Annotated in this window: 16 protein-coding genes, 1 tRNA gene and 4 pseudogenes; 12 read left to right on the plus strand and 9 right to left on the minus strand. The window is 68.1% G+C overall.

All coding sequences use genetic code 11. The features are described from left to right. Positions 1–39 precede the first annotated feature (39 nt). From JNO44_RS37130 to JNO44_RS37140, 4 genes are all read left to right on the plus strand, one after another. A complete protein-coding gene (locus tag JNO44_RS37130) occupies positions 40–582 on the plus strand; it encodes a UDP-N-acetylglucosamine 2-epimerase (protein WP_240167835.1) in 543 nt (180 codons plus the stop codon). Positions 583–637: 55 nt separating this feature from the next. Next, a complete protein-coding gene (locus JNO44_RS45350; protein ID WP_420882716.1) occupies positions 638–940 on the plus strand; it encodes a glycosyltransferase family protein in 303 nt (100 codons plus the stop codon). A gap of 26 nt (positions 941–966) precedes the next feature. Then, positions 967–1,200: a hypothetical protein gene (locus tag JNO44_RS45355; protein ID WP_420882717.1), complete on the plus strand. Its 234-nt coding sequence runs from the start codon at positions 967–969 to the stop codon at positions 1,198–1,200. A 157-nt stretch (positions 1,201–1,357) separates the two neighbouring features. Continuing rightward, positions 1,358–1,531: a hypothetical protein gene (locus JNO44_RS37140; RefSeq protein WP_167390888.1), complete on the plus strand. Its 174-nt coding sequence runs from the start codon at positions 1,358–1,360 to the stop codon at positions 1,529–1,531. Positions 1,532–2,012: 481 nt separating this feature from the next. Here JNO44_RS37140 and JNO44_RS37145 read toward each other — a convergent pair whose 3' ends face one another. Next, a complete protein-coding gene (locus JNO44_RS37145; RefSeq protein WP_235095259.1) occupies positions 2,013–2,390 on the minus strand; it encodes a hypothetical protein in 378 nt (125 codons plus the stop codon). An 801-nt stretch (positions 2,391–3,191) separates the two neighbouring features. Continuing rightward, positions 3,192–3,725: a GNAT family N-acetyltransferase gene (locus JNO44_RS37150; protein ID WP_205368422.1), complete on the minus strand. Its 534-nt coding sequence runs from the start codon at positions 3,723–3,725 to the stop codon at positions 3,192–3,194. Between the two features lie 857 nt (positions 3,726–4,582). Between JNO44_RS37150 and JNO44_RS37155 the strand changes: the two genes are divergently transcribed. Beyond that, positions 4,583–5,038: a VOC family protein gene (locus JNO44_RS37155; RefSeq protein WP_205368423.1), complete on the plus strand. Its 456-nt coding sequence runs from the start codon at positions 4,583–4,585 to the stop codon at positions 5,036–5,038. Positions 5,039–5,304: 266 nt separating this feature from the next. Continuing rightward, positions 5,305–5,378 (plus strand) — tRNA-Met (locus JNO44_RS37160). Positions 5,379–5,691: 313 nt separating this feature from the next. Here JNO44_RS37160 and JNO44_RS37165 read toward each other — a convergent pair. Then, the gene (locus JNO44_RS37165; protein WP_205368424.1) at positions 5,692–6,066 is read right to left on the minus strand and encodes an ArsR/SmtB family transcription factor; all 375 of its coding nucleotides are present in this window, start codon (positions 6,064–6,066) and stop codon (positions 5,692–5,694) included. A 64-nt stretch (positions 6,067–6,130) separates the two neighbouring features. On the opposite strand from JNO44_RS37165, the gene JNO44_RS37170 reads away from it, so the two are divergent. Continuing rightward, positions 6,131–7,357 (plus strand): MFS transporter, encoded by a 1,227-nt coding sequence (locus tag JNO44_RS37170; RefSeq protein WP_205368425.1) that lies wholly within the window; start codon positions 6,131–6,133, stop codon positions 7,355–7,357. Positions 7,358–8,155: 798 nt separating this feature from the next. Here the strand turns inward: JNO44_RS37170 and JNO44_RS37175 are convergent. Next, positions 8,156–9,772: a metallophosphoesterase family protein gene (locus JNO44_RS37175; protein ID WP_205368426.1), complete on the minus strand. Its 1,617-nt coding sequence runs from the start codon at positions 9,770–9,772 to the stop codon at positions 8,156–8,158. A 400-nt stretch (positions 9,773–10,172) separates the two neighbouring features. Here JNO44_RS37175 and JNO44_RS37180 point away from each other — a divergent pair, with 400 nt between their 5' ends. Further along, the gene (locus JNO44_RS37180; protein ID WP_240167836.1) at positions 10,173–11,450 is read left to right on the plus strand and encodes an FAD-dependent oxidoreductase; all 1,278 of its coding nucleotides are present in this window, start codon (positions 10,173–10,175) and stop codon (positions 11,448–11,450) included. A 200-nt stretch (positions 11,451–11,650) separates the two neighbouring features. On the opposite strand, the pseudogene JNO44_RS45360 reads toward JNO44_RS37180, so the two are convergent. Together JNO44_RS45360 and JNO44_RS37190 are read right to left on the minus strand one after the other, a co-directional pair. Then, positions 11,651–11,758, minus strand: a pseudogene (locus JNO44_RS45360) (acyl-CoA dehydrogenase family protein); the annotation flags it as partial. 217 nt (positions 11,759–11,975) lie between these two features. Further along, positions 11,976–12,611, minus strand: a complete 636-nt coding sequence (locus tag JNO44_RS37190; RefSeq protein ID WP_205368427.1) for a LysE family translocator — start codon at positions 12,609–12,611, stop codon at positions 11,976–11,978. Positions 12,612–12,772: 161 nt separating this feature from the next. Here JNO44_RS37190 and JNO44_RS37195 point away from each other — a divergent pair, with 161 nt between their 5' ends. Then, the gene (locus JNO44_RS37195) at positions 12,773–13,213 is read left to right on the plus strand and encodes a hypothetical protein (RefSeq protein WP_205368428.1); all 441 of its coding nucleotides are present in this window, start codon (positions 12,773–12,775) and stop codon (positions 13,211–13,213) included. A gap of 47 nt (positions 13,214–13,260) precedes the next feature. Here JNO44_RS37195 and JNO44_RS44915 read toward each other — a convergent pair whose 3' ends face one another. Next, positions 13,261–13,503, minus strand: a complete 243-nt coding sequence (locus tag JNO44_RS44915) for a DUF6879 family protein (RefSeq protein WP_338058596.1) — start codon at positions 13,501–13,503, stop codon at positions 13,261–13,263. 366 nt (positions 13,504–13,869) lie between these two features. On the opposite strand from JNO44_RS44915, the pseudogene JNO44_RS37200 reads away from it, so the two are divergent. Continuing rightward, positions 13,870–14,003 (plus strand): annotated as a pseudogene (locus JNO44_RS37200) (transposase); the annotation flags it as partial. A 91-nt stretch (positions 14,004–14,094) separates the two neighbouring features. Here JNO44_RS37200 and JNO44_RS37205 read toward each other — a convergent pair. Next, positions 14,095–14,850, minus strand: coding sequence for a dienelactone hydrolase family protein (locus JNO44_RS37205; RefSeq protein WP_205368429.1), 756 nt, complete (start codon positions 14,848–14,850; stop codon positions 14,095–14,097). Positions 14,851–15,079: 229 nt separating this feature from the next. Between JNO44_RS37205 and JNO44_RS44100 the strand changes: the two are divergent. After that, positions 15,080–15,289, plus strand: a pseudogene (locus JNO44_RS44100) (DUF6896 domain-containing protein); the annotation flags it as partial. Between the two features lie 5 nt (positions 15,290–15,294). Here the strand turns inward: JNO44_RS44100 and JNO44_RS37215 are convergent. After that, positions 15,295–16,103 (minus strand): IS5 family transposase gene (locus JNO44_RS37215; protein WP_205368430.1). Its coding sequence is split into 2 segments (ribosomal slippage): positions 15,295–15,764 and positions 15,764–16,103, totalling 810 coding nucleotides; the frame shifts between segments, so codons are not numbered across the junction. Positions 16,104–16,835: 732 nt separating this feature from the next. Between JNO44_RS37215 and JNO44_RS45365 the strand changes: the two are divergent. Further along, positions 16,836–17,108, plus strand: a pseudogene (locus JNO44_RS45365) (hypothetical protein); the annotation flags it as partial. Positions 17,109–17,260: the final 152 nt, after the last annotated feature.

Consider the following 17,260-nt stretch of genomic DNA (forward strand, 5'->3'; position numbering starts at 1 on the left):
GCGGTCCGGATCTCGGCCGCACTCGGCCAGCTCGACGCGGTGTTCCGGGCCGGGCCGGGCCGGGCCGTGGTGGTCCAGGGCGACACCAACGCCGCGCTCGCCAGGGCGCTCGCCGCCAACGCCCGCGCCCTCCCGCTCGTCCACGTCGAGGCCGGGCTGCGCAGCCACGACCGGAACATGCCCGAGGAACACAACCGGGTGCTGATCGACCGGCTCGCCGACGTGCTGTGCGCGGCGACGCCCGACAACCGCGCCAACCTGCTCGCCGAGGGCGTCCCGGCCGACCGCATCGAGGTCACCGGCAACACCGTGGTCGAGGCTGTGCACCGTCAACTGCCGGACGAGGACGAGAGGTTGGCGCATCTGGCACGGCTCGGACTGACACCCGACGCGTTCCTGCTGGCCACCGTCCACCGACCCGAGAACACCGACGACCCGGCCGCGCTGCGGGCCGTCCTGCGCGAGCTGGCCGCGCTCGCCGCCGAGGTGCCCGTCGTCCTGCCGCTGCACCCGAGCACCCGCGCACCCGGGCCCGGGCCGAGACCACCGGGCTGTCCGGGCTCCTCGCCCCGCTGCGGGTGACCCGCCCGCTCGGACCGGGCACATCGTCGCCGCACTCGCCGGGGACGACCGCCGGGTGCACCTCGTCCGCCGGGTGCGCCCGCAGGCCCGCACCGGCAAGGGCGACGCCCTGAACGCCGCCTACGACCAGCTCGCGGAGTTCCTGCCGGCGGACACCGACCGCTCGGCGGTGGTGGTCTGCGTGGTCGACGCCGACGGGCGACTGGCCCCCGGAGCCCTCGCGGCGGTGTCCGGACCGGCCGGGTTCGCCGATCCGGAGGTCGGCGGGGTGCAGGTGGGCGTGCGGATGCGCAATGTCGGCGAGGAGCGTCCGCTGCCCGACGCGGCCGGGTCGCCAACGCCCTGGCCCGTCTGCTGATCCGGGTCCAGGACATGGAGTTCGCGGTGTCCAACACGGGGATGCAGCTGCTGCGGGTGCGCACCGGCTCGGTCGGGCTGGGCGAGGCGCCCCGGCTGACGGCCCTCCTGTGGGGCGCCGCCCTGTGGCTGTACGCCTACCACCTCTTCGTGGTGTCGGCCCGCGGGTTCGTGCGGATGTTCCGGGGCCGCAACGGCTGGGCCAAGACCCGGCGCAACGCGGAACCGGTGACGGACGGTCCGGTGGCCCGGGAATCCTGACCGGCGCTCAGATACCGCCGTCTCACCAGCTGGACGTGGAACTGATCACATAGAGGGCGGGGAATGGGCTCGACATGATTGGGTAGTCGGGCGCCGGCGGCGCGCACCCATGTCCGGCTGCCGCCGTCTGCCCGATCGATTTTCAGGAGAGTCACCGATGCCCGCCCCCGTCCCCGTACCCGCGCCCGCCCCTGCGAGCGGTTCACCGATCTACGAGAGCCTGGTCTCGAAACACGGCGATGTGGTCGCCGAGAGCCGTCGCGCCGCGCAGGAGACCCAGCGGGAGGCCGACCGTTTGCTGCACTTCGCCCCGCGCGACGGCCGGAACTGACCCCACCCGGAGGCCGGGTCGGAGCATCCGCCCGACCCCGCCCTCCGACCATCACCGACGGCTCCACCACCGACGGTGCTTCTCCCGAAGGCCCCGCTTCCGAAGGTGCCTCTTCCGAAGACGTCGCTTCCGAAGTCGTGGCCTCCGGAGTCATCGCCTCCGGGGATTCTTCCGCGCGATATCTCGCGCGCGGGGATCATCCGCAATGGCGATGCGGGAATTCCCCGCCGTTACGCCGACCGCGACGCCCCTCACCCGTACGAGTGCCCGTTCCCGCCACCGCGATCAGGCAATCCCCGCCACGCCCTCCGGACGATCCCCGCCACGCACGCCCCGCTCGCCGCATTTCGGCACCCACCCCGAATGGACAATCCGGGCCTACGCCGCCATGCCGCAATTCCGGACGGCGACCGGGCAGGAAAAACCCCGCCCCTCCTTCGGCATGCGCGCCGAAGGAGGGGCGGGGATGTACGGGGGAAGGTTAGTTGTCCTCTTCCGGACCATTCACCACCTTGCCTTCCTTGCCGCCCATTCCTTCCTTGCCGCCCATACCGCTTTCCTTGCCCCCCTTGCCGCCTTCCTTGCCGCTTTCCTTGCCGCTTTCCTTGCCACCTTCCTTGCCGCCCATACCGCCTTCCTTGCCCCCCGCGCCTTCCTTGCCGTGCTTGCCCTTCTCCGAGTCTTCGTCACCGAAGGCCCAGCGGTAGCCGGCTCCGTCGTTGTTCACGTCCTGGAAGTTCATGGTGGCGGTGTTCATCACGCCGCCCGTGTAGTCGTCGTCGGCGACGGCGGTGCCGACGGGGCCGAGGAGGGCGGCCGAACACAGGGCTGCGGTGGTGAGAGCGGTACGCATACGCATGCTGAGCTCCGAAATATCGTCGGGGTCGCTGGGACGTGGAATCCATGCCACCAATTCCCGGCCATCACGCCCCGTTTCACCCGCTCGGCGGTTCAGCCCCCCGGCGATTCGCAGCAGGCCGACGCCATCCCGCTTAAGATGCGCGGCGACAACCCGGCGGCGGCATCGCCGCTCCCCCCACCGAGTCGAATATCGGGCCCCTTCTCGGCACGGAAGGCACCGCCCCGGCAAAGGGCGACGCCTTCCGTGCCACATCGAATTGAGCGGACCTCTCAGGCCCCCGTCAGCGAATCGGCACCCCCGACAGCGTCCGGGCGACGACCAGCCACCGGATCCCCGCCTCGATCCACCGGGTTCCATGGGTGTTGCTCAGGATTGGAGACACAAGACCATCTCCCAGGGATCCCTCCCCTCCACAAAAGAACCCGCCGTCCAGGAATCCATGAGGGCAAAACGCACCATGTCTCGCGAAAGGAAGCCCGCACACACCGGGAAGAGAGAGCCCCCCGGAGCGCTGGTCGTCGAGCCCGTCCGGCCTCGCGGGACGGGGCGGCGATGCGCGAGGCGCGCCCCCGCCGAGGGCTGGGCGTCCGGATCAGAGGAACCCGCTGAATACGAACGACGAAGCGCCTTGAGATCCGGGCGGAGACTGAGCGCGTCCAGGTCCACGAGGCGGCAGGCAGGTTCCTGAACCCCGTGCGGTGCCTGACGTCTGGGCGTCCTACTCCGTGGCGACCCCTGCGGCCGAGGACGTACGGACAGCAGTCGGCTGTCTCGTGACGATCCGAGTGCTCGGCTGGTTCACGCCTGGTACTCGGTGAGGTCGATGGCGTGAATGCGCAGCGGAAAGCCGTACACCGGGTGGGTCGTCTCGCGCTCCAGCACCATGCCGAGCTTGCGGATGACGTTCTCGGAGGCAGTGTCGCCCGCTCGACTGATGCTGATGACGCGGTCGAGACCGCGGTCCTGGAGCGCGAACTCCAGCGTGGCCTGGGCTGCTTCGGACGCGTATCCCTGGCCCCAGAACTGTGAGCCGAGCCGCCAGCTGATCGCCACGGCGGGCCCTACCTCCGGCAGGAACTCAGGCACGTACAGCCCCGTGAAGCCGGCCAGTTCCCCTGAGGCCAGCAGCTCGACGGCGAAGAGCCCGAAGCCTTCCTCATCCCACTCCTCCTCCCACCGCTCGATCGCCTCCGCCGTGTGGTCCAGGTCGCGCACCGAGCCGTCGTCGACCCAGCGCATGGCCCGAGGGTCTGCGTTGATGTCGGCCATGGGCACGAGGTCGTCGTCGTGCCAGCGACGAAGCAGGAGGCGGGGGGTGCGGATCTCAGTCATGGCACCCATCCTGCCGAAGGCAAGGGACTCGTCGGAAATCGGCACTCGCTGGACCGCCGCTCCCGGTGCCGCCGGACCCAATCTCTGCCCCCTGGCCCCTGGCCCCCGATCCCCGGCCTTTCACAGCGACTCACACCAGCGACTCAACATGTAGGCTGAACCCGACTCTTATAAATTGCCGAACGTCCCCGCTGCGGGTACAGGCTTGAGAGTCGCCGCATGCAGACGCAGACCATCCACGTCAGAGCATGCAAAGCCAGGCCGGAGCAACGGTCTGGCGCAGTGGTCGGACCCCGACCTCGCTTGGACTTAGCCAGGGTCCGACTGGGAGATCGACTGCGCCCCGGTGTTGCAGCACTCGGGGTGCGGTGCACTTCAAGCCCTACTTCAGGCCGAGCGCCCGCAACAACACCTCTCCTGCGACCGTAGCGATCACGCTGGAGACCGTTCCCACAGCGATGTTCACCGCTGCCGCCATCCACAAGTCTCCTTCGCGGAGCGGGTGTTGACGAACTGCCGCCAGGGCCCGCGGCCCAATGGAGCGGGGAAGGCACCCCGAACCTCTCGGCCTCGCCCAACCAGCCACCCGGGTGCAGCTTGACCTCCGGAGCTTTCACGCATCTCGTCGAGGTACTCCTTGTCCATGGCCACGCTGTCCGCTCCCATGGTTGCGCCCCCTGTCTTCGGCGAATCGATGCAGGGAGCCAGCTTGATGGGCCGGGTGATGAGTGCGCCAGGAAGTTGCACGAAGTTGCACGAGCCAGTCCATTCAGGCCGGCTATGGACGGACATACGCGTCGACCGATCCTGGTTCTTAACTGCTGGGACTCCGCGTCGACGTGTTCGATCATGGGTGGATGACTGGCTTCTACCATGTGTGTTTCGTGGTCCCCGACATCGAGCAGGCGATGCGGGACTTTCAGCGTTCGGCCGGGGTCGAGTGGAGTGCCCCGGTGTCCGATCGGATGGGCGAGTGGGACTACCGCATCGCCTTCAGCACGGGCGGGCCACCGTTCATTGAACTCATCACCGGGCCCACAGGCAGCCCTTGGGACGCGTCGCAGGGCGCCAGGTTCGATCACATGGGCTTCTGGTCCAGCGATGTCGGGCAAGGATCCCCGCGCCTGGAGAAGGAAGGCATGCCCGTGGACTTCTCGGGCTGCCCCTACGGTCGACCGTTCGCCTATCACCGCATGGACAGCATCGGGGCCCGCATCGAGCTCGTCGACGTCAGTCGGCAGACCGCCTTCCTCGACAAGTGGCATCCAGGCGGGGAGGCCATGCCTGTCATTGACGAGAACTCCAGAGGCTGAGCGTGCACGGGCTGCCCCGGCTCGACCTCTAACGACGTCCCTGACTTGAACCCTCACCCGGACGTGCGCCGGGCGCGAAGACAGCCCTCGCTGCTACGCCTCGGCCCCGCGCGCCTGGCGTCCGACTGGCGCGGCGCCGTACGGACGGCCTGCTGCTTCACGGTCGACTCCGAGGCCGATGCGGCGGCCCGAAGAGCTCGCCGATGGGCCGGGGCGGAGGTCGATTCGGCCGATCCGGGGAAGTGCCGTAGAGTTCCTTGTGCCGACGCGGGGTGGAGCAGCTCGGTAGCTCGCTGGGCTCATAACCCAGAGGTCGCAGGTTCAAATCCTGTCCCCGCTACTCATATGTGAAGGCCCGGTGGTTTCCACCGGGCCTTCACTGTTCGCGTTCTCATGCTGTTCGCGTTCTCGATCGAGTCCATCCGGAGTCATCTCATCCGAGGTCATCGATCATGCCGATGAGGTACATGCGGCCCAGTCACGCTCGGTGGGATTCGGTGGGATCCGGCAGGGGCGGTGCGTACTCGGCATCGGGGCTGGCGCGGCACGCCGAGCAGGTGGTCCGCGGCAGTCGGTGGGCGGACAGCACGCTCAGGCAGCGCGACCAGGGACCAATGGCCAATGACCAGCCCGGTCAGCTCGAAGTCGACCGGTCAGCTCGAAGTCGGCGCCCCCTCGGGCTCATCGCCCTCGCGCTGCCGCCCGGACGCGGGCTCACCGACACCCATGTTGCGGATCACGGCATGCAACAGTCCCGGGAATCGCTCCTCGAACTCGTCGGCGCGCAGCCGGGCGCTCTGTTGCTGTCCCTGGTGACTGCGCCAGATCAGTCCGCACTCGCGCAGGACGCGGAAGTGGTGCGAGGCATTCGACTTACTGATGCCGAGGTCGTGGTAGATCACCGAGCATTCGGTCTCGCCGCGCTCGGCGAGTAGGGCGACGATCCCCAGACGCAGCGGGTCGCTGAGCCCGTGCATTGCCTGGGCGAGGCTGACGTTGGCCAGTTCGGCGTGAAACCTGTCGCGCATGCCTACGACCCTACTGCCACGGATCACCCTTCCAAAGGTTCAACGACTCTTGTACCGTTGGACCATGAATCCAAGGATCTACCTCCTGGCCCTTGGCACCTTCACGGTCGGAACCGAGGGTTACGTGATCGCCGGGGTTCTCCCCGACGTCGCGCACGACCTCCACTCGACGGTGTCGATGTGCGGGCAGATGGTCACGGTCTTCGCCGTCGTCTATGCCTTGGCGGGCCCACCCCTGATCGGCCGGTTCCAGCACGTGCCGCCCAAGAAGCTCCTCATCTGGGCGGCCGTCGGCTTCGCCGCCGCCAATGTGCTGGCCGGCCTCGCCCCCGATCTCGCCACCCTGGCCGTGGCCCGCGTCCTCGCCGCAATGGGTGCCGCCCTCTTCGCCGCGCCCGCCGCCGCTGCCGCCGCGGCGCTGAGCAAACCCGAGGAACTGCCCCGCGCGATCGCCGTCACGGCCGGCGGCAACGCGGTCGCCCTCACCCTCGGTGCTCCCCTTGGCACGGTTGTCGGCGCGGCCCTGGGCTGGCGGGCCTCCTTCGGCTTCGTCACGGCCCTCGCCCTGGTCACCGCCGGCTCCCTCGCCGCGTGGCTTCCGGACATCCCAAGTACCGCGGTCGCCACGGCCGGACGGCTCAACCTGCTCCACCGCGGCGCCGTCCGCTGGGGCCTGGTCACCACGTTTGGCCTGTTCCTGGCCGCCTACACCATGTACACGTACCTCTCCCCCATCGTGCAGCGCTCCACCGGCCTGGGCAGCACCGGGGTGGCCGCCCTGATGATCGTGTTCGGCGCGGGCGGATTCACCGGCGGCCGCCTCATCGGCTCAGTCCTCGCACGGCATGCGCTGGCGAGCGTCCTGCGCACGGTACTGCTGCTGGTCGCCGCCCTCCTCGCCGTACTGACCCTCTTGACCGTCGCGCACATGCACACGGTGGCGCGAATCACCGCCTTCCCCCTCCTGTTCGCGTTCGGCATGGTCTGGTGGTCGGGCGGCATCAGCCAGCAGACGCGCCTGGCCGGCCTCGCCCCCGAGCAGCGCTCCCAGGCCCTCGGGCTGCACTTCTCCGCCCAGTTCCTCGGCGTCGCCGTGGCCGGCGCGCTCGGCGGCGTGACCCTTTCCACGGCCGGACCGGCAGCCGTTCCCGCCGTCGCGGCAGCGATCGCACTCGCCGCCCTGGTGACTGTGCGCCAGGTGGTGCCGGTAGGCAGCGCACCCCACAACGGCACAAGGACAGCGGCCACTTCCACCACCCCCACGGCCCCGGATCCGGCCGGCGCGGAGTAACACCGCACGCGCACCGTCCTGGCAGGAAGCCCGCGCAGACGGCGGAGGGGCGACCTCCTGGGTTGCTGCGGCCGCTGGGGAGCCATTGGGTTCTTCGGCGGCCAGGCCGCGGATTCAGAGGGTCGCTGCGCGACCACCAACGTCCGCTCGCCTTCACGGCCCAGACATCGCCACACCACCGTGCCCATGCGAAGAACCCTCTCTGCAGCCGGCTGAATTCTGGCGCAGGTGATGCTCGGCGTCACCTCCCAGGAATACAACAAGCGGCAGGCATCCCGCGTCGCCGTCCCTGACACCACAAGCAACCCGCTGGTCGCCAACTTCTACGGCATCAAGTACGCGGCCAACTCCCAGCGGAACGCCCCGTGGAGAATCCACTGGGCAAGGACGAGTGCGGTTACGCCATCACTCGGGTCACCAATGGAATGCGCCTCTCGGGCAAGGACAAGCCGGAACCCCGCACGCAAAGCAGTCGAACCGCCGAAGGGACTGTTTTGCACAGCAGACAACGAGTGCGACCCCCAGCAAGGTCGGACCGGATGACAAGAACGAACCGGGGCTGGGCGCTTGCACCAGCGGCGACCCGAAGTGCTGATGGAGCAAAACAGCCAAGTGGAAGGACCGCGACAATGGCAGCCCGACTGGCAACACAGCTGCGCAACGGCAGTAGTGGCGCGCATCGGGATTAGAGGGCGTCCCGTTCGGATGTGTGTCACGAAAGGAGCCGTGGCCCGCTCCACCGCCGGCATCCGGCTCCGCCGCGGCCGCGCCACCTCCCGTACGGGAAGGCGTCGTCGGTCAGTGGCGGGCGTCCCTGCGCGGGCGTTCCAGGGTGAAGGTGTCCACGGGGGTCAGGTCGCCGTAGGGGCCGTCGAAGGTGTAGTAGGTGACGTGGATGCGGGTGCGGCCGGTGCGGTGGTCGCCCGGGTCGACGTCGAAGGCGGCGAAGCCGTGAGTGTGGACGCGGTCCTGGACGGCGCGCCAGGGGGCGTCCTCGGTGACGAAGATCGCCTTGCGGTGGCGGCCCTCGGTTTCCTTGGCCAGGTCGACCACGACGCGCCCCTTGGGCTCCTGGAACAGGTCGTCCTGGGTGGTGGCGAAGTTCCCGCCGCCTCCGATGATCATGTGAACCGTGCCCTTGGCGGTGTCGGCGACATCGGTCCTGGTGGACACCGGTACCGGCGTGCGGGCCTCGTTCGGCATCGCACCGCGGACCGGCAGCGAGCGCTCGTAGTAGTGCTCGTGGCCGCACAGCACCAGATCGACCCCGTACGCGTCGAAGAGCGGACCCCATGCCGTGCGGATGCCGACGTCGCTGCCGCTGCCACTGCGGCTGCTGGAGATCATCGGGTGGTGCATGAAGACGACGATCCAGTCGATGCCCGCGTTGCCGCGTGCGGCCTTCAACTCCCGTTCCAGCCACTGTCGTTGCGCCCCGCCGGAGTAGCCGCGCACATAGGTGTCGCCGGTGTCCTGGATCGCCACGTCGTCGTTGGCCAGGCTGATGAAGCGGACCGCGCCGACCGTGAACGCGTACCACAGGCCCCGGATCTCGGGGTCGGTGCCCGTCGGACCGGGCAGGGTGAAGTAGGTCTGGTAGCCGGTCAGCCCCAGGGGGCCGTTGCCCTTCTCGTTCTCGCCGTTGCCGACGCACGGCATCCACGGGCGCAGTCGCGTCGACCGGCTGTTGCCGATGAACCAGTCCGCCCAGGTCGCAACTCTGTCCTGGCCGAAGAGGCCGGCCGCGGAGGCGTAGCACAGGTCGCCGTTGACCAGGTTGAACAGCGGTCCGACCCGTTCCACCGCGGCCACGATGTCGGCGGCGGCGGGGCTGCCGGCCTGGCTGCTGGTGTAGAGCGGGAAGCGCCCCGAGGGTGACGGGGCGCCGCCCGCCGGCCAGGTGACGACCCGGCGCAGGTTGGGCGCGCCCTGGTCGCCGAAGCTGGTGAACGTGAAAGCGGTACGCCCGCGCGGCGCCGTGGTGAACGCACCGGTCTCCGGCGCGGTGCCGTCGTGCCCGGCCGAGTACAGGTAGGTGGTGTCCGGCCGCAGTCCGGTGAGGCGGGCGTGGTGGACGTACACCTCCTCGCGGCTCAGTCCGTCGCGGTAGCTGCGGGTCTCCGCGTCCACCACGCTGCCGGAGCCTCCGCCATGGGTGCCGAGGCGCACCTGCGGGCGGCGTACGGAGCAGGGGCTGATCCAGGAAACCGTCATCTCGGTGGCCGGGTCGGCCCCGAACTGGAGGTGCAGGCCGGTGACACCGGGTACGCCGAGGCGGCCCGGGGTACGCGCGAGCAGGGGGTCCGGACCGGGCCGCGCGGGGCCGGCGGCCTCGGCGCTCCCCGCGGTGCCGAGGGCGCCGGCAGCCACAGCCGCCGTCGAGCCGGTCAGGAGGGATCTGCGTGCGATCGACATGTAACACCCTTACAGCAGAGGAAAGTTGCTCAGCTGCACCTTAGGTGTGACCGACCGGGCCGAAGCCAGTGGATATCGCCCGCGCTCGCACTGTCCCGAGACATCAGACATCGTGGGACTCGCTCCGCGGCGTCGAGCAGTGTTCGCGGCTGCGCCGCACTGGCGTGGGCGGCGAGTCGTTGGGGGTCGGTGTGAGGCCGACGAAAACCGCCGCGCAGGCCGCCGTCCCGGAGGCGCAGGAAGAGATCGACGCTGTGGCGCATCGGCGGGTTGAAATGTGTTCAGACCACGAGTGGATGGAAGTTCGCACGCCCGGCTTGTAGCCTGAACTCCGAGGACGCGCGAAGACACGGTCCGGTATGGGTTAGTCCGGACAGCGCTTCACGGCACCGAACACCGCATGTGCAGTCAGTCCCAAGAGGGTCTGCAACTGCCCTATGTGACCTGCGTGTTCCTTTCTCTGTCACGATACGAGGAAGGAACGGTCGGCATGCCGTATCCACATGTGATCATCGTCGGCGCAGGGCTGGGTGGGCTCTGCCTCGCGCAGGGCCTGCGCCGCAGAGGCATCGACTTCTGCGTGTACGAACGGGACGCCTCTTTGATGTCCCGCGACCAAGGCTATCGAATCCATATCGACACCCACGGGGACGACTCACTCACGGATGCTCTCCCGCCCGAGCTCTACCAGTTGTTCCGGGCCACGGCAGGCGTTCCGCTGTCCCGCACCCCCGTATTCGACGAGCAGTTGCGGCAGTTGGCCGAGTTGGAAGGGGACGGCGGTACGCATCTCGCGGTCGACCGGCTGACACTGCGGCAGATCCTGCTCACCGGAGTGGCGGACGCCGTCGCATTCGGCAAGCGGTTCACCCACTACCGCGTCGGATCGGACGGCGGCCCTGTAGCGTGCTTCGACGACGGGACCGAGGTGCGCGGCGATGTGATCGTGGCCGCGGACGGAGTGAATTCCCCTGTGCGTCGGCAGTATCTGCCGCATGCACGGGTGGTGGACACCGGCCTGCGGCAGCTGTACGGGAAAGTCCTCCTCACCAAGGAGACCAGAGCCCTGTTCCCGCCGGAGATGTTCGCTGTGTTCACGCCGGTGATCGGACCCGCGAAGCAATTCATCGGAGTCGCCCCGGTGGAATTCCCCGAGCCACCTCGACTGGCGGCCCGCCGTCTTGCGCCCACGGCAGCACTGAACGACACGGCGGACTACATGACCGTTACCTTCGGCTCCCGCCGGGAACTCCTGCCCTACGGCGACGCCCAGTTGCAGGCCATGACCGGGGCCGAACTGCGCAGCGCGACATTGCGCCTGATCGAGCCGTGGCACCCGGATGTCCGCCGGATCATCGAGCACTGGCTGCCCGAAAGCGTCTTCCCGTTGACCCTGCGCACCAGTGTGCCCATTCCTGCCTGGCGGCCAACCCCCGTCACCTTGCTCGGAGATGCGATACACGCAATGAGCCCCGCGGGTGGGATCGGCGCGAACACCGCCTTGCGCGACGCCGGAATTCTCGCCGCCGCGCTGGAGCAGGCAGCCGACGGCAGACCACTCGTCGAGACGATTGCCGCGTACGAATCCGCAATGACCGGATACGGATTCGACGCGGTGCGCCTGTCTGCGGACAACGGACAGCGCATGTTGGGCCAAGACCCACTGCCGACATCCTGAGGGCATTCCGGTGGGGACCGGTGGGTTCCCTACGGTGAGCGCGTGAACGGCCCGGGGGGGTGATGGCGCAGTCCAGGGAATCGCCGGTGACGCTGTCCGGGGAATCGAGGACCCGTATGACGCGATTGGGCCCCGCTCCCGAGGGAGTGGGGCCCGTCCGGCGCGAGATCGGTCTGCGCGCGACTTGCAGGGGCTCTGCCCTAGCGGATCGGCATCCCCGATAGCGTGCGGGCGATGACCAGCCGCTGGTTCTCGCTGGTGCCCTCGAAGATGGCGTAGATCGCCGCGTCGCGGTGCATCCGCTCGACGCAACGTGCCGCATCGCCGTCCCGAGCCGCGCTTTCCTTGTGATTTCCGCCGCGTTCCGCCGGGTTCCGCCGAATTCCGCCGGGTTCCTTGGGTGTCGCTCAAGGTTGCGAGTACGCCCGCTGATGTCCGCCTGGCGCGCACGGTGGAGGACGTCAGCGCCTACATCTGACGCGGCGATCCGGCTATGGCTCCGGACCTGACGGGCTCCGCGCAGATCTAGACCGATTCGACAGCGGTGCCAATACCCAGAACCACCAGAACGCCGGCGGCGGTTCGCTCCATCGCCGTGTTCACGCGCGGACGACGCAGCCACGTCAGCATGCGGGCTGCGAACACCGTGACCAGCATCAACCACCCAGCAGCGATTCCGGCGTCGATGACACCGAAGGTCAGCGTCGCAGCGAACGTCCCATGGCCGTTGGGGAGGAACTGTGGGACCACCGACACGAAGAAGATCCCTACCTTGGGGTTGAGTAGGCAGCTCAACAGACCTTGACGGAAAGCCCGCCCGGCGGCCGGGGTGGGCCCCGCCGACTCCCCGGGCATCTCCGGTCGGCCCGTTGCGCCACGACGGTATGCCCACAGGCTCTGCACCCCCAGGAACACCAGGTACGTGGCGCCAGCCAGACGAACCACGGTGAAGGCCACGTCCCACCGCTGCAGAACTGCAGCCAGCCCGACGGCGGCCACGACCGCCCAGGCGAGCGAGCCTGCCGCCGCACCGAGCGCGGTCGAGACGCCCGAGAGACGGCCGCCGCGCATGCAATTACGCAGTACCAAAAGTGTGTCCGGGCCTGGAGCCATCGTCACCACCAGGGCGAACAGGGAGAAACTGATGAGGGAAGTTGTCACGATGAGCCCCTGTTCCAGCCGCTACGAGCAAGCACGGAGCTCAGGCCCCGCTCCGGCAGCCTAGAACGCACAAGATCCGCTGGACAGCCACACGACCTCGAAAACGGGCCGTTCTCATACCTCTGGCTCCACGCCGCGAGCCAATGGCTCAGACTCGGCGCATGAACGACTACGAGGCACGTCTTGCGGAAGCCACGAAGGTCTGTCGCAAGTGGCTCATGAAGGCGCCGGTTTGGCCAGGCAGTGAGCAGGACCTTCTCGCGGAGGGCCAAGATGACACCACACACTGGGCGGGCATGCGCCCGAGGGCTGAGATGCTGCGGGCTTGGATCGAGGAATTCGACTCCTTCCTTTCCGAGTGCGCGCGCAGTGTCGCGATCGGTGGTGGATACCCGGGCGAAGGCCGGCTCAGGTTCAACACCGGTATCGACACACGCAAGATGAAGGCCATGCGGAAGATCCCGCACGAAGACGCCGTCGTCAAGGGAAACAGCGACGGCGACTTCTACGAGGTGTACAACGGGTCCGTCTATCGCAGGGATCGATCCGGCTCGCTCATCATCATCCGTTGGCGACTGGAGAGAACGGGCAGCTGGGGGTGACCCGACGCCAACCCGCCTACTCCAGCGAGTAGCAGCGGGTACCACTCTCAGCTGCCATGCCACAGCCGGTCCATCCGCTCAAGGACTTCCGGCAGTATCACCTCGATGCGGCCCCGGAGCAGCCCTCCCAGCCCCTCCATGGGCCTCCGACCATGAGCCTCCGACCGATACAGGTTCCGGATGTCTTCACCGGCTGCCACATTGCCTAGGCCGCCGGCCAGGAGGAATCGTTGCCCCTCGGTGGTTGGCTGGTCGATCAGACGAACCCGCTCGATGCATTTGCCGACCACGACCAGGGCGGCACGTTGGCCCCCACGCGTTGTCAGGGTTCTCGGCGATGTCCGAAGTCCTGAAAGTAGTGGGCCGCTTCCGAGAACGGGATCAGATCGGGCAGGTCACCCCTTGGGCGCGAAGCAGGTGAGGAGTTTACGAGGGATCACGACGAACGTTTCGGAGTCCTTGACGTCACGGAGTTGCGCGAAGTGGGCAGGATCGGTAAGCCGGTCGCCCTGGACGACAATGTCGCCGCTCTCTTCGACCTCGTAGAGGGTGGGCAGAGGGTGGGGCGGTCGCCGTCGTCGAAGGTGGTCCCGATGAGCCTCAGTGCCATGACCGTGGCCTTTCGCGAGATCAGCTTGCGATTCAGCATGGCGGCGGACGACCGCGTGTCCTTGGCCGGCATCGTCTACGTGCTGTGCACGGGGGTGAGCTGGCGTGACGTCTCAGCCGAGCGGATCGGTTGCACGGGGTGGCCTGCTGGCGCCGTCTGCGGGACTGGACCGAGGCCGGCGCGCAAGCCGTTGCTGGTGGAACACGGTGGTTCTGGTCGGTTTTTCGGTGACTCGCACTGGTTGGTGAATGCGCGGCGGTACTGGTCTGGCTCAGAGCGTCCGGCCGAGGAGGTCTAGCAGTACCCGCCAATGACGCTCGTCTGCCTCGGCGTTGTACGCGGCGGTGTCGGACTGGGTGTATCCATGGTGGGCGCCCTCGTAGACCTCATTGCGGTAGCGCACACCCGCAGTACCCAGTGCCTGCCCCAGGCTTTTGATCTGCTCGGCCGACATCCAGGGGTCCTGGTCGGCATGACCGAAGTACAGCTCTGCCGTGATGTGGTCGGCAAGCCGGTGCGGGCTGTCCTCAGCATCGGTGACCATACGGCTGGTATGGAAGGCCGCCGCGGCCGCTATCCGGTCAGGGAAAGCTGCGGCGGTACGGACGGCGAGGGCGCCGCCCATGCAGTAACCGGTGGTGCCCATGGGACCATTCGCGACCAGGGGGGAGGCGGCCAGCCAGTCGAGGTAGGCGCCGGCGTCGCGCATCGCCGCTTCGGGGGTAAGCGCCTGGATGATCGGACCGAGCTGGGCGAAGATCTCGGGCCGCTCGGCCGGCTTGATGTACGTGGGCAGTTCCGCCACTGGAGCGCGCCCCGCACGGTAGAAGACATTGGGCACCAGCACCGTGTAACCATGCCCGGCCAGTCGCCTGGCCATCGCCTCCAACGAGGGGCGCAGCCCGAAGGCGTCCATGTAGAGCAGCACGCCGGGGTGCGGCGCGCCGTCGCCGGGGTGGGCGAGATAGGCGTCAGCGGTCCCGTCCGGCGTGGGAAGGCCGAGTGATACTCCCTGCGCGTTGGTCATCTCCGCACCTTTCCTCAGGCGTCCGGGCGACGCGCGACGAGCGGCCGTCCACCCGCTGGCTCACACGGCCGATGGATCCCGATACCGTAACTCGTCGGCTCGCGGGGCGGCGGATGGTGGCGATCCCCTCACTTGAGCGACTGGCGGATGTCCTCGGCCTGGCCCGGCGCGCCGGTTCAACCGGAGTGGGCACGTCGGCACCTACTCCTACAGGGTTCATGGGGCAGGGTGCCGCTTCGTCAGTGACAACCGCACTGAGGTCGATATGGACTTCGCAGCCGACGGGAGCGAAGTCTTCGACATCTGGCGGCTGCGCCGTCACGGACTGAGCCTGCCGGAGACTGTGGATGTCACGGATGAGGACCTGCGAGCCGCAGTGCGGTCGCTGCAACCGCTTCTGGACGAGGTGCGGCCGGGGTGGTTCAGCGTAGCCAACTGATCGCTTCAGGATGAGGTTCGCAGGCGGCGCAGGCATATGAGGCTGCAGGCCAGTTCGAGCAGGCCCTGATGGAGATCGGCGCGTCGCTCGTAGCGGGTGCGGAGGCGTTTGAACTGATGCAGCCAGGCGAAGGCGCGCTCGACCACCCAGCGCACCGTGCCCAGTCCGGAACCGTGGGCGACGCCGCGTCGCGCAATCAACGGCTTGATGCCCCGCTTCCACAGCAGGCGGCGGTACTTGTCGAAGTCGTAGCCCCGGTCGGCATACAGGCGCCGGGGCTTGCGGCGGGGACGTCCCCGCCGTCCCCGGATCGGCGGGACGGCGTCGAGCAGGTGCAGGAGCTGGGTGACGTCGTGCCAATTGCCGCCGGTGAGAGTGACGGCGAGCGGGGTTCCGTGGCGATCGACGATCAGGTGGTGCTTCGAGCCGGGGCGGGCACGATCGACGGGAGAGGGGCCGACATGATCCCCCCTTTGAGGGCCCGGACGTGCGACCCATCCACGGCGCAGTCGTCCAGGTCCAGCCGGTCGGCCCGGCGAAGCTCGGCCAGCAGGGCGGCATGCAGGCGTGGCCAGAGGCCGGCCTCGGTCCAGTCCCGCAGCCGGCGCCAGGCCGTCCCCCCGGAACAGCCCACGGTCTCCGCCGGGACGTCCCGCCAGGCGACACCGGTCCACAGCACAAACAGGACGCCAGCGAGTGCTGTTCGGTCAGGAACACGCAACCGCCCGGGATGCCGACGGCGCCGTTCGGGAGAGGGTGGCAGCAGCGGGGCCACCCCCTCCCACAGGTCGTCCGGAACAAGATCAACACGCATCCAGGCACCCTGCCGACCAAGATCGTCGAGCACAAGACCCGCAGCTCAACCCATTCCGAAACGATCAGTTATGCCCAAAGCCCTGCCCCCACATTGGCAGGCGTGCATCCTCGCGGGCGGGAACTGCCGCCACAAGTGCTCAACCGTCCGCGAGGAATGCAGGCGGCGGCACGTATGCCGCACTGTGGGGTTGCCCGATAGGCGCGGGCCCGCTGCTGGATTTCGGGGAGCGCGTAGATGGTCTTGCACTCGCGCCGGTTTCCGGTGAGCCGGTTCTTACGGGAGAAGCGGCGGATCTTGCCACGCGTCGCCCGCTGACGGATCACTTGCTGTGGGACTCCAGTTGCCGCGGCGGCTTCGTGAGCGAATACCTGACCCTCCGGCAGGTTCTCGACGAGACGCACGCGCACGCCTCCAGATCGAACATGCAAAAGCCCCCGACGGATCGGGAACTTTACGGGCTCGCGGGCACACGAGTGCTCCGTTGGGAGCAGCGCGAGATTCAACTAACAAGTCCGCACGCACTTATGGATCGTCTCAAATGATCAACACTTAACTTCATATTGGGCCGTTGGGGCGGAGGGCCCGCAACTCCAGCAGTACAGCCACCCGTTCGCAACAGCCCTGAATCCGGCGTGCCGCCCAACACCTGCGACATATCTCGTATTAGCCTCTTGTGACTGTACGAAGTCGCTATATCACGGATTGCATCCGTCGACCACCGGAGAAGAAATGCGCAAGCTTCAGAAGACTGCCGTCCTGGCCGTCGCCCTCGGCAGCTTCGGCTTCCTCGGCGCCGGCACCGCCTACGCCCACGGCGAGAAGGGCGGCACCGACCTCGACATCAAGCAGGGCAGCCAGTGCAGGTCGCACGACTCGAACGTCGACATCCTCGGCCAGGTCGGGATCGCGAACGGGCTGGGCGGAAACCTGCTCAACGGCGAGGGCTCCCCGGGTGCCCAGAGCACCAAGATGGGCTCGGACATGGGCTGCGACAACCGCGCCGACTTCCCCAAGGAAAGCAAGGGCGGCGACGAAGACAAGGGCAGAGGCTCAGAGGCTCGGCGGCCAGAAGCCCAGAAGCCAGAGGCCAGCGCCTCGGAGGAAAGCGCAAGCAACGGAGACAAGGGCGCCGACGCACAGAAGTGCGGATGTTC

Origin of the sequence: Streptomyces noursei (assembly GCF_016917755.1) — a bacterium.
Taxonomy (GTDB): Bacteria; Actinomycetota; Actinomycetes; order Streptomycetales; family Streptomycetaceae; genus Streptomyces; species Streptomyces yunnanensis.

Excerpts from the sequence above, each read along its gene's own strand:
- JNO44_RS37140 (WP_167390888.1), top strand. The coding sequence starts at position 1,358 with ATGCCCGCCCCCGTCCCCGTACCCGCGCCCGCCCCTGCGAGCGGTTCA.
- JNO44_RS37145 (WP_235095259.1), bottom strand. The coding sequence starts at position 2,390 with ATGCGTATGCGTACCGCTCTCACCACCGCAGCCCTGTGTTCGGCCGCC.
- JNO44_RS37150 (WP_205368422.1), bottom strand. The coding sequence starts at position 3,725 with ATGACTGAGATCCGCACCCCCCGCCTCCTGCTTCGTCGCTGGCACGAC.
- JNO44_RS37155 (WP_205368423.1), top strand. The coding sequence starts at position 4,583 with ATGACTGGCTTCTACCATGTGTGTTTCGTGGTCCCCGACATCGAGCAG.
- JNO44_RS37165 (WP_205368424.1), bottom strand. The coding sequence starts at position 6,066 with ATGCGCGACAGGTTTCACGCCGAACTGGCCAACGTCAGCCTCGCCCAG.
- JNO44_RS37170 (WP_205368425.1), top strand. The coding sequence starts at position 6,131 with ATGAATCCAAGGATCTACCTCCTGGCCCTTGGCACCTTCACGGTCGGA.
- JNO44_RS37175 (WP_205368426.1), bottom strand. The coding sequence starts at position 9,772 with ATGTCGATCGCACGCAGATCCCTCCTGACCGGCTCGACGGCGGCTGTG.
- JNO44_RS37180 (WP_240167836.1), top strand. The coding sequence starts at position 10,173 with ATGTGCAGTCAGTCCCAAGAGGGTCTGCAACTGCCCTATGTGACCTGC.
- JNO44_RS37195 (WP_205368428.1), top strand. The coding sequence starts at position 12,773 with ATGAACGACTACGAGGCACGTCTTGCGGAAGCCACGAAGGTCTGTCGC.
- JNO44_RS37205 (WP_205368429.1), bottom strand. The coding sequence starts at position 14,850 with ATGACCAACGCGCAGGGAGTATCACTCGGCCTTCCCACGCCGGACGGG.